Raw genomic sequence first — 9423 nt, forward strand, 5'->3', positions numbered from 1 at the left:
CTCAAGGACCAGCGCATCTTCACCGTCGTCGAGACCCGGCCGCTGCAATGCGACGCCGGAACCGGACAATGCATCAGCAAGACCATCGGCCAGGACTATGGCGACGTGTTCGCGCTGATGGCGCCCGGTTACAATTTCGACGGCATCCAGAACCCCGGCGTCGCGCGCCAGGGCGACGCCCCGTTCAACGCGGCAACCACCATGCTGTCGATGCCGAACTTCTATGGCGCCCACGGTCACGACCCCGAGCTTCCGGTGATGAGCGCGACGTTCATCGCCGCCGGGCCGCAGATCCGCAAGGACACCGTGGTGCGGCACATGCGCAATATCGACGTGGCGCCGACCATCATGCGGATCCTCGGATCGGCACCGCAGCAGGTCGACGGCGAGGTGCTGGGCCAAGTCCTGCGCTAGGATTTCGGGCAAATTCCGCGCGACGGACGCCGGGCCGGCGTCCGTCGCTTTTTCCATACTCGCGCATATCCGGCTCGGAATTGCGCGCCTGATCCGTCGCCCCTAGCCTTTCGCCTCACCACCAAGCTACATTCGCTCCATCGCGCGCCAATGCGCGAAGGGAGCCAATCAAGGTGCCGCAGAGCACAGCCAGAGAATCATCCGGAAAAATTCGAAGCGGTTTTCTCTCGCGACAAACGCAGAACGCGTTGGCGCGGAGATCATGCTCAAACCAAGAGCCAGGACGGGCGTGACGGCTCCCGCGAGAGTGCCCACTCCGTCAACGCCGGGCGCGCGCGGCTGGCGCGACTATGCGCTGCTGCTGGCGCTGGCCTGCTGCTGGAGCTCGACCTACCCGCTGACCAAGATCGGGCTCGGCTCGATCCCGCCGGTCACCTTCATTTCCGCGCGCTCGCTGGTGGCCGCCGCCTTCCTGCTCATCGTGCTGCGCGTTCGCGGCATTCGCATCCCGACCGACATCAAGGCCTGGAAGCTGTTCGCCTTCCAGCAGACCATCAACTCCACGATCCCTTTTTTGGTGATCACCTGGGCGCAGCTTTACGTGCCGGCATCCAACACCGTGGTGCTGGCCTCGACGACGCCGATCTTCGCCTTCCTCATCACCTGGGCGATCACGCGGCACGAGCCGGCCTCGCTGCTCAAGCTGGTCGGCGCGATCCTCGGCCTCGCCGGCACGGTCGCAATCATCGGCCTCGACGCGCTCTCAGGCTTCGGCAAGGAGATCTTCGCCGAGATCGCGATCCTGCTCGCCACTGTCTCGTTCGCCTGCGCCACGATCTTCGGGCTTCGGCTGTCGGACTATGATCCGATGGTCGTGGCGGCCGGCTCGCTGTTGTTCGGCGGCACCGTGCTGCTGCCGGTCGCCCTGATCGTCGACCATCCCTGGACCCTGCACCCGACGCCGCAAGCGCTGGTCGCCACCGTCGTCATGGGCATCTTCTCCAGCGCGTTCGGCCTGATGCTGTTCTACATGTGCCTGACCCGGCTCGGCACGCTGACAACGAATGCGCAAGGTTATCTGCGCATTCCTATCGGCGTCGCGCTGTCGGTGATCCTGCTCGGGGAATCCGTGCCGTCGAATCTCGCGCTCGGCCTGTTGCTCGTCATGGCCGGCGTCGCCGCGATGACGGTGCCCGCCGAAGCGGTCAAGCGCTGGCTGCGACGGCTGTAGAAGCGGGTACTTGTACACAGCCTGTCGACGTCATTGCGAGGAGCGACAGCGACGAAGCAATCCATATCTCCACTTGCGGCACGATGGATTGCTTCGCTGCGCTCGCAATGACGAGTCACATACATCTATCGCAGCTCAAGCCGACAGCCACTTCTGCTCCACGCGTCCGGCGGCGCCGCGAAGCCGCTACTTCTTGTCGTCCGCCAGCAGGGCGCGGTATTTCGCGACGTCACGCGTCACCAGCTGCAGCAACACCTCGGGCGCGAGCTCATTAGCGTCGGGGGCGACGGTCGACAGGTCGGCGAAGCGCTTCTTCACCGCCTCGCTCGCGACTGCGGCGCGCGCCGCGGCATTCAGCTTGGCGATGATCTCGGGCGGAGTGCCCTTGGGGGCGAACAGGCCATTCCAGCCTTGCGCCTCGAACTCGGGCAGTCCGGCCTCGGCCGAGGTCGGCAGTTCGGGCAGCGACGCCAGCCGTACCGTCGAGCCGACCACGACCGCTTTCACCAATCTGTCGTCGATCGCCTGCGACACCGAGGCCGCGGCATCGCAGACCCCGTCGATCTGGCTGCCGATCGCGTCCGTCAGCGCGAGCGCCGCGCCGCGATAGCCGACCAGCTGCACGTCGATGGCGGCGGCATGCACGAAGCTCTTGCAGATCAGGTAATTCGACGAGCCGACACCGGCATGGCCGAGATTGACCATGCCCGGATTCTTCCTGGCATAGTCGATGAATTCCTTGAGGTCCTTGGCCGGAAAATTCTTGCGCAGCGCGACGATGCCGAAGGTCTTCGCGACCATGGCGATCGGCGCGAAGGAGTCAGGCGTGAACGGCAGCTTCGGATAGATCGTGTAGGTCGCGGCATTGGTGCCGGCATTGCCGATCGCGATGGTGTAACCGTCCGGCTCGGCGCGCGCAGCGCGGGCGAGCGCGGTCGAGCCGCCGGCGCCGCCGACATTCTCGATGATGATGCTCTGGCCGAGCGCAGCGCCCATCTGGTCGGCGATCGCGCGGGCGATGACGTCGGAGGTGCCGCCGGCTGTGAACGGCACGATCATCGTGATCGGACGCTTCGGGAAGTCCTGGGCGTAGGCCGACGTCGCAAGCACAAGCGCCGCAGCCGCGGCAACGCACCACCGCCGCAGCATGATCGTTACGCCGCCTTTTCGAACTGCTGGACCAGCCCTGCGAAGAGGCCGCGGCCGTCGGTGCAGCCCATGATCTCTTCGACGTGGTTTTCCGGATGCGGCATCATGCCGAGCACGTTGCCGCGCTCATTGACGATGCCGGCGATCGAATGCGCGGCGCCGTTCAAATTGGAGGCCTCGTCGACCACGCCCTCCGGCGAGCAGTAGCGGTACAGCACCCGCCCGTCGCCTTCGAGCCGCTTCAGCGTCTCTTCGTCCGCCTCGTAATTGCCTTCGCCGTGCGCCACCGGCACGCGGATCACCTGGCCGGCATTGTAGCCGCGGGTGAACGGGGTGTCGGAGCGTTCGACGCGCATATGCACGTCGCGGCAGATGAACTTCAGCCCGGCATTACGCATCAGCACGCCCGGCAACAGCCCGGACTCGCAGAGGATCTGGAAACCGTTGCAGACGCCGAGCACGAGCCCGCCCTTGGCGGCGAAGTCGCGCACCGCGTCCATCACGGGCGCACGCGCCGCGATCGCGCCGCAGCGCAGGTAATCGCCATAGGAGAAGCCGCCCGGCACCACCACGAGGTCGGTGCCCTTGGGCAGCGCGGTCTCGGCATGCCAGACCATCGCGGTCTCATTGCCGGATGCGAGCTTGAGCGCACGCGCCATATCGCGCTCGCGGTTGATACCGGGGAAGACGAGGACGGCTGATTTCATGGAGTTGGTACTTCGTTCAATTCGAGACGTGTCTCTATGCGGTCAAGACGCCCTTCGTGGCGAACCAGCGTCGCGTGAATACCGGAAATCTCCTGGAACACGCCGGTAATTTCCTGGCGGATACCATTCTGAGACGTTCGCGATGCCTGCATTTCCTGCTTCAACTCATCGATCTTGCCGTCGACCTGAGCCAAACGCGCCTGGACCGATTTCATCACTTCGAACATCAGCTCCATCGTCACGTCGGCCATAATGCCTGCCCTCAAGCCTTCAATTCGATCGCGTAGTTCTCGATCACGGTATTCGCCAGCAGCTTGTCGGCGGCGGCTTTCAGCGCCGCCTCCGCCTTGGCCTTGTCGGTCGCGGCCAGCTCGATGTCGAACACCTTGCCCTGGCGAACGCTGGCGACGCCATCCACACCGAGCGATTTCAGCGCGCCCTCGATCGCCTTGCCCTGCGGATCGAGGATGCCCGACTTCAACGTCACAGTCACACGTGCCTTCACGGTCGCCCCTTCAGCTTAGCTCTTCACCAGCACCGGGCCGCTGCCGGCCGGGCGCTCGTTCTCGATCAAAATGCCGAGCCGTTTTGCCACTTCGGTGTAGGCCTCAAGCAAGCCACCCAAATCACGGCGGAAACGGTCCTTGTCGAGCTTCTCGTTCGACTTGATGTCCCACAGCCGGCAGGAGTCCGGCGATATCTCGTCGGCGACGATGATCCGCATCATCTCGTTCTCGAACAGCCGCCCGCACTCCATCTTGAAGTCGACGAGGCGGATGCCGATGCCGAGGAAGAGGCCGGTCAGGAAGTCGTTGACGCGGATGGCCAGCGCCATGATGTCGTCGATCTCCTGGGGCGTCGCCCAGCCGAAGGCGGTGATGTGCTCTTCCGACACCATCGGGTCGTTGAGCTGGTCGTTCTTGTAATAGAACTCGATGATCGAGCGCGGCAGCTGGGTGCCTTCCTCGATCCCGAGGCGCTGCGACAGCGAGCCGGCGGCGACGTTCCGCACCACCACCTCGAGCGGCACGATCTCGACCTCGCGAATCAGCTGCTCGCGCATGTTGAGGCGGCGGATGAAGTGGGTCGGCACCCCGATGTCGTTGAGGTGCTGAAACAGGTACTCCGAAATCCGGTTGTTGAGGACGCCCTTGCCCTCGATCACCTGGTGTTTCTTGGCGTTGAACGCGGTCGCGTCGTCCTTGAAGTGCTGGATCAGGGTTCCCGGCTCGGGGCCTTCGTAAAGCACCTTGGCCTTGCCTTCATAAATACGGCGTCGACGGCTCATTGGGATGTACCGTGTTTTGTTGAAATCCATGGATTTGGGTGCTCCGGATGACTTGGGGTTACGACCCACGACGGAGCTGCCGCGGAGGCCTGGAACCTGGGTAATCCAACTGGAAACAGAACAAGAACCATGCCTGTTGGCAACCTATCCGATTGGCCCATCCAGCACAATCGATAGTGCCCCCTTGGGGGCACTTATACCGCCCTATCATAAAGGGCCGATTCCGCCAGATTTGCCTGCGGCTTAACGGCTCGTTGTCTTGCCGATTCCTCCCACTTATCTAGGCAGGCATCGGGGTTGCCGCAACGCGCGGCGGCCCTCATTCAGCAAGGGAATTGGAACTTCAGCCATGAGCGAATTCAACAAGCGCGAGGAAGGTTTCGAGAAGAAGTTCGCCCTCGACGAGGAGCAGAAGTTCAAGGCTGAAGCCCGCCGGAACAAGCTGCTCGGCCTGTGGGCCGCCGAGAAGCTCGGCATCATGGGCGATGCCGCCAGCGCCTATGCCAAGGAAGTGGTCGCCGCCGACTTCGAGGAAGCCGGCGATAACGACGTGCTGCACAAGGTTCTGAAGGACCTCACCGCCAAGGGCCATGCCGTCACCGAGCGCGATATCCGCGCCAAGATGGACGAGCTGCTGGCGGTGGCCGCGGCGCAGGTCAAGGCGGGAAGCTGAGTTCCCGGGACACTGGCCAACTCGACTCTTACGCGCGCCGGACGCCGTTCCGGCGCGACGTGTTTGTGCCCCTCGTCTTGGTGAAATCGGCACGGAGGATGTCGAGCAGACGGCGGGACGCGGCGCTGAGAAAGCCGCCGTGCCGCGTCACGGCGACGACCTCGTGACTGGCGGCGAGATCGCCGACGCTGATCGTCGCGATCCTGGAGCCACCCAATTCCTCCGCCGCATTGCTTTGTGACAGCAGCGCGATCCCGAGCCCGGCCTCGACCAGGCGCTTCTGCGCCGTGAGGCTGTCGACCGGCGTCCAGCCGACCTCGCCGAGCCCGTGCGTCAGGAACAGGGCGAAGACGTGCGAGGCGGTGATTTCGCGGCGCCCCGGCACTTCCGGGAAGGCGATCCACCGCTCATCCCTGAGATCGGCAAGCTTGCCGACCCGGCGTCCCGCCAGCGGATGGTCCGGCGCGCAGACCACCCAGAGCGGCTCGGCAAACAGCACCTCGCAATCGAGGTCGCGCGAGCGGTCGCGGTCGTAACGCAACCCGATCGTCGCCTCGCCGCGCCGGATCAGGTCGCTGACCTCGGCGCTGGTCGCGGTGCGCAGCGTCAGCGCAACGTCCGGATGCCGGCGGGCAAAGCGCTTCAGCACGTTCGAGAGCCGCTCGCCGGCGAGCGTGCCGGTCACCGCCAGCGCCACCGGGCCGGAATTGTCGCGCAGCAGCGCGCGCACGGCGTTCTCGGCATCCTGCGCCGCCGCCACCGCCCGTTCGGCATAGGGCACCATCACCCGCCCGGCATCGCTCAGCCGCGTCTTGCCCGCGATCCGCTCGAACAGGGGCACGCCGAGCTCCTGCTCGAGCAGCGCGATGCGCCGCGAAATCGCCGGCTGCGAGCGATGCAGCGCCTTCGCGGCATGCGAGATCCCGCCGCGCCGATGCACCACCAGGAACGTGTTGAGCGCGTCGCTATCCATGCCGGACCTCATGCAAAAAGCTGATGATATCGAGAGAAATAACAAATTTGTCTGATGGGCGAAACCGCCCTATCGCTGCTGCCAGTCGCTTTTGACAACAGCAGGAGTTCACATGCGCACCCAGGCGGACAAGGCAGCACGGTTTCGCGAGCTGCATCAGCGGCCCGGCGCCTTCATCATTCCAAATCCGTGGGACGCCGGAACGGCGAAACTGCTCGCATCCATGGGCTTCGAGGCGCTTGCGACCACCAGCCTCGGGCTCGCCAACACGCTCGGCCGTTCGACCGTCAGGCTCGACGAGATCATCGAGAATTGCCGGGTGATCGCCGAGGCCACCGACCTGCCCGTCAATGCCGATCTGGAGAATTGCGGCGCCGACATGCCGAAGCTTGCGGCCGAGGCGATCCGGTTCGCCGCCGAAGCCGGCGCGGTCGGCGGCTCGATCGAGGATTCGACCGGCGACCCGCAGCGCCCGATCTACGATTTCACGCTCGCCGTCGAGCGGGTGCAGGCCGCGGTCGAGACCGCGCGGGCGCTGCCCTTCCCGTTCACGCTAACGGCGCGGGCGGAGAACTTCCTGCACGGCCGCAAGGATCTCGACGACACCATCAAGCGGCTGCAGGCCTTCGAGGCCGCCGGCGCCGACGTGCTGTATTCGCCGGGCCTCTACGATCTCGCCACCATCAAGGCCGTGGTGTCGTCGGTCAAGAAGCCGTTCAACCTCGTGATGGGCTATGCCGATCCGACCTTGACGGTCGAGCAGCTGTCGGCCGCCGGCGTCAAGCGCATCAGCGTCGGCGGCGCGATGCAGCGCCACGCGCTGGCTGCGTTCCTGCGCTGTGCCCGCGAGATGAAGGACAACGGCGCGTTCGGCTTCGTCCGCGACATGGCGCCGGTGAAGGAGGTCCGCGCGGCATTCAACTGATCGCCCCCTCATCGCGAGGTGCGCCGCCCGCCAGCGCGGCGCATGCCAGCGCCGCCCCGGATTGCCCGAGGCGGCGCCTTCTAGAATCTGGTATGCTGGCGCCGGCACCGCAAGCCCGGCCGAGGCGTTACCAGACCTGACGATTCATCGCAGGTCGCGGCTTGCAGCCAGCCTCAGGCAATGCCAAGAGAGCGGGATGTCCCAAGATCACATTTCCAACGTCCTCGCCGAACGTTACGCCTCGCCCGCCATGCGCGCCATCTGGAGCGGCGAAGGCAAGGTCCGCCTCGAACGCGACTACTGGATCGCCGTGCTGAAGGCCCAGCGCGATCTCGGCATCGCGGTGCCGGATGGCGTGATCGAGAGCTACGAGCGCGTCAAAGACCAGATCAACCTGGCCTCCATCATGAAGCGGGAGCGCGTCACCCGCCACGACGTCAAGGCGCGCATCGAGGAGTTCTGCGAACTTGCCGGTCACGAGCACCTGCACAAGGGCATGACCAGCCGCGACCTCACCGAGAACGTCGAGCAATTGCAGGTCTACCGCGCGCTGCAGCTCATCGAGACCAAGAGCATCGCCGCGCTCATCCGTTTTGCCACGCGCGCGAAGCAATTGCGCGACGTCCCGTTCACCGCGCGCACCCACAACGTCGCCGCGCAGGTGACGACACTCGGCAAGCGCATCGCGATGTCCGGCGAGGAGACGCTGCTGGCGCATCAGAGCCTGGTCAACGTGCTGCAGACCTATCCCGCCCGCGGCCTGAAGGGCGCGGTGGGCACCCGTCTCGACCAGATCACCCTCTTCAACGGCGATGCCGGCAAGGCGCGCGCGCTCGAGCAGCGCGTCCTCGTTCACCTCGGCCTGCCGAAGGCCCTCGATGCCGTCGGCCAGGTCTATCCGCGCAGCCTCGACTTCCGTGCGGTCAGCGTGCTCACCGAGCTCGCCAGCGGCCCCGGCAATTTTGCCAAGACCATCCGCCTGATGGCAGGCCACGAACTCGCCAGCGAAGGTTTTGCCAAGGGCCAGGTCGGCTCCTCGGCGATGCCGCACAAGATGAACAGCCGCTCCTGCGAACGCATCAACGGCCTGCATGTGATCCTGAAGGGCTATCTCGCGATGGCCGCAGGGCTTGCCGGCGATCAGTGGAACGAAGGCGACGTCTCCTGCTCGGTCGTCCGCCGCGTCATGCTGCCCGACGCCTTCCTCGCCACGGATGGCCTGCTCGAAACCCTGCTCACGGTGCTTGACCAGATGGAGGTGTTCGAAGCCGTCGTCGAGACCGAGCTCAACCGCTATCTGCCCTTCCTGCTGACCACCACGGTGATGATGGAAGCGGTCAAGAAGGGCGCGGGCCGCGAAGGCGCCCACGAGGCGATCAAGGAGCATGCCGTCGCGGCCATCGGCGACCTGCGCACCGGCAAGATCGTGCAGAACGACCTGCTGCAACGTCTCGCCGCCGACAAGCGTCTTGGCTTGAGCGCAGCCGAACTGCAGCACGTGCTCGACCAGGGCCGCGCCAACTCCGGTGACGCCGGCGCCCAGGTCGATTTCTTCGCCGAGCAGGTCGAGGCCCTGGCCAAGGCCAAGCCGGAAGCCGCGAGCTACGCGCCGGGCACGATCCTGTGAGGTCCGGGCGCGGTCGAGGAGCAAGAAGCGTGAAGTGTTCCCGTCATTCCGGGATGGTCCGAAGGACCAGACCCGGAATCTCGAGATTCCGGATCGCCGCTCCGCGTCGTCCGGAATGACGCTGCCGTCGCTTACGCGACGCTAGCGTCACTCCTCCTTGAAGCCGTATTCCGGCACGTTGCCGCTGGCGCCGTAATATTTGTACGGCAGGAACTTGCCGCTCATGGTGATCTTGACGCGGTCGCCCTTCGGATTGGCGACGCGCTCCAGCGCCATGTCGAAGTCGATCGCCGACATGATGCCGTCGCCGAACTCCTCCTCGATCAGCGCCTTCCACGCCGGGCCATTCACCATCACCATCTCGTAGAAGCGGTAGATCAAGGGATCGGTCGGCGGCATCGGCGTGCCGGTGCCGCGCATCGGCACCTCGTTGAGC

11 protein-coding genes and 1 pseudogene are annotated in these 9423 nt (G+C 65.2%); 5 read left to right on the plus strand and 7 right to left on the minus strand.

Going from position 1 to position 9423, the window contains the following annotated elements; all coding sequences use genetic code 11:
• Together PMN64_RS39980 and PMN64_RS39985 are read left to right on the plus strand one after the other, a co-directional pair.
• Positions 1–414 (plus strand): annotated as a pseudogene (locus PMN64_RS39980) (phosphodiesterase); the annotation flags it as partial.
• A gap of 262 nt (positions 415–676) precedes the next feature.
• A complete protein-coding gene (locus tag PMN64_RS39985; RefSeq protein ID WP_411784719.1) occupies positions 677–1645 on the plus strand; it encodes a DMT family transporter in 969 nt (322 codons plus the stop codon).
• Positions 1646–1831: 186 nt separating this feature from the next.
• Here PMN64_RS39985 and PMN64_RS39990 read toward each other — a convergent pair whose 3' ends face one another.
• From PMN64_RS39990 to purC, 5 genes are read right to left on the minus strand one after another with little or no spacing between them, the layout of a single operon-like run.
• On the minus strand, positions 1832–2794 hold the full coding sequence (locus PMN64_RS39990; protein WP_411784720.1) for a tripartite tricarboxylate transporter substrate-binding protein: 963 nt from the start codon (positions 2792–2794) through the stop codon (positions 1832–1834).
• Positions 2795–2799: 5 nt separating this feature from the next.
• Positions 2800–3501 carry a phosphoribosylformylglycinamidine synthase subunit PurQ gene (gene purQ, locus PMN64_RS39995; RefSeq protein WP_057018388.1) on the minus strand — a complete coding sequence of 234 codons (702 nt, stop codon included), beginning with the start codon at positions 3499–3501 and terminating at the stop codon, positions 2800–2802.
• Positions 3498–3752, minus strand: a complete 255-nt coding sequence (locus tag PMN64_RS40000; protein ID WP_057018387.1) for a hypothetical protein — start codon at positions 3750–3752, stop codon at positions 3498–3500. The genes purQ and PMN64_RS40000 overlap by 4 nt, the downstream gene beginning before the upstream one ends.
• A gap of 11 nt (positions 3753–3763) precedes the next feature.
• Positions 3764–4006 (minus strand): phosphoribosylformylglycinamidine synthase subunit PurS, encoded by a 243-nt coding sequence (purS, locus tag PMN64_RS40005; RefSeq protein ID WP_057018386.1) that lies wholly within the window; start codon positions 4004–4006, stop codon positions 3764–3766.
• A gap of 15 nt (positions 4007–4021) precedes the next feature.
• Positions 4022–4789: a phosphoribosylaminoimidazolesuccinocarboxamide synthase gene (purC, locus tag PMN64_RS40010; protein WP_016843454.1), complete on the minus strand. Its 768-nt coding sequence runs from the start codon at positions 4787–4789 to the stop codon at positions 4022–4024.
• A 349-nt stretch (positions 4790–5138) separates the two neighbouring features.
• Here purC and PMN64_RS40015 point away from each other — a divergent pair, with 349 nt between their 5' ends.
• The gene (locus tag PMN64_RS40015) at positions 5139–5462 is read left to right on the plus strand and encodes a DUF1476 domain-containing protein (RefSeq protein WP_411784721.1); all 324 of its coding nucleotides are present in this window, start codon (positions 5139–5141) and stop codon (positions 5460–5462) included.
• Between the two features lie 28 nt (positions 5463–5490).
• Here the strand turns inward: PMN64_RS40015 and PMN64_RS40020 are convergent, their stop codons facing one another.
• Positions 5491–6435 carry a LysR family transcriptional regulator gene (locus PMN64_RS40020; protein WP_411784722.1) on the minus strand — a complete coding sequence of 315 codons (945 nt, stop codon included), beginning with the start codon at positions 6433–6435 and terminating at the stop codon, positions 5491–5493.
• Between the two features lie 112 nt (positions 6436–6547).
• On the opposite strand from PMN64_RS40020, the gene PMN64_RS40025 reads away from it, so the two are divergent.
• Complete coding sequence (locus PMN64_RS40025; RefSeq protein ID WP_411784723.1) at positions 6548–7360, plus strand: oxaloacetate decarboxylase; 813 nt, start codon at positions 6548–6550, stop codon at positions 7358–7360.
• A gap of 196 nt (positions 7361–7556) precedes the next feature.
• Positions 7557–8987, plus strand: a complete 1431-nt coding sequence (gene purB / locus PMN64_RS40030) for an adenylosuccinate lyase (protein ID WP_411784724.1) — start codon at positions 7557–7559, stop codon at positions 8985–8987.
• 147 nt (positions 8988–9134) lie between these two features.
• Here the strand turns inward: purB and cynS are convergent.
• The coding region (gene cynS, locus PMN64_RS40035) for a cyanase (RefSeq protein ID WP_411784725.1) at positions 9135–9423 on the minus strand (289 nt) is incomplete at its 5' end.

The organism is Bradyrhizobium sp. UFLA01-814, assembly GCF_046718885.1.
GTDB classification, from domain to species: domain Bacteria; phylum Pseudomonadota; class Alphaproteobacteria; order Rhizobiales; family Xanthobacteraceae; genus Bradyrhizobium; species Bradyrhizobium elkanii.

Coding starts and splice junctions, on each gene's coding strand:
- PMN64_RS39990 (WP_411784720.1), bottom strand. CDS start 2,794: ATGCTGCGGCGGTGGTGCGTTGCCGCGGCTGCGGCGCTTGTGCTTGCG.
- PMN64_RS40015 (WP_411784721.1), top strand. CDS start 5,139: ATGAGCGAATTCAACAAGCGCGAGGAAGGTTTCGAGAAGAAGTTCGCC.
- PMN64_RS40020 (WP_411784722.1), bottom strand. CDS start 6,435: ATGGATAGCGACGCGCTCAACACGTTCCTGGTGGTGCATCGGCGCGGC.
- PMN64_RS40000 (WP_057018387.1), bottom strand. CDS start 3,752: ATGGCCGACGTGACGATGGAGCTGATGTTCGAAGTGATGAAATCGGTC.
- purC (WP_016843454.1), bottom strand. CDS start 4,789: ATGAGCCGTCGACGCCGTATTTATGAAGGCAAGGCCAAGGTGCTTTAC.
- purQ (WP_057018388.1), bottom strand. CDS start 3,501: ATGAAATCAGCCGTCCTCGTCTTCCCCGGTATCAACCGCGAGCGCGAT.
- PMN64_RS39985 (WP_411784719.1), top strand. CDS start 677: ATGCTCAAACCAAGAGCCAGGACGGGCGTGACGGCTCCCGCGAGAGTG.
- purB (WP_411784724.1), top strand. CDS start 7,557: ATGTCCCAAGATCACATTTCCAACGTCCTCGCCGAACGTTACGCCTCG.
- PMN64_RS40025 (WP_411784723.1), top strand. CDS start 6,548: ATGCGCACCCAGGCGGACAAGGCAGCACGGTTTCGCGAGCTGCATCAG.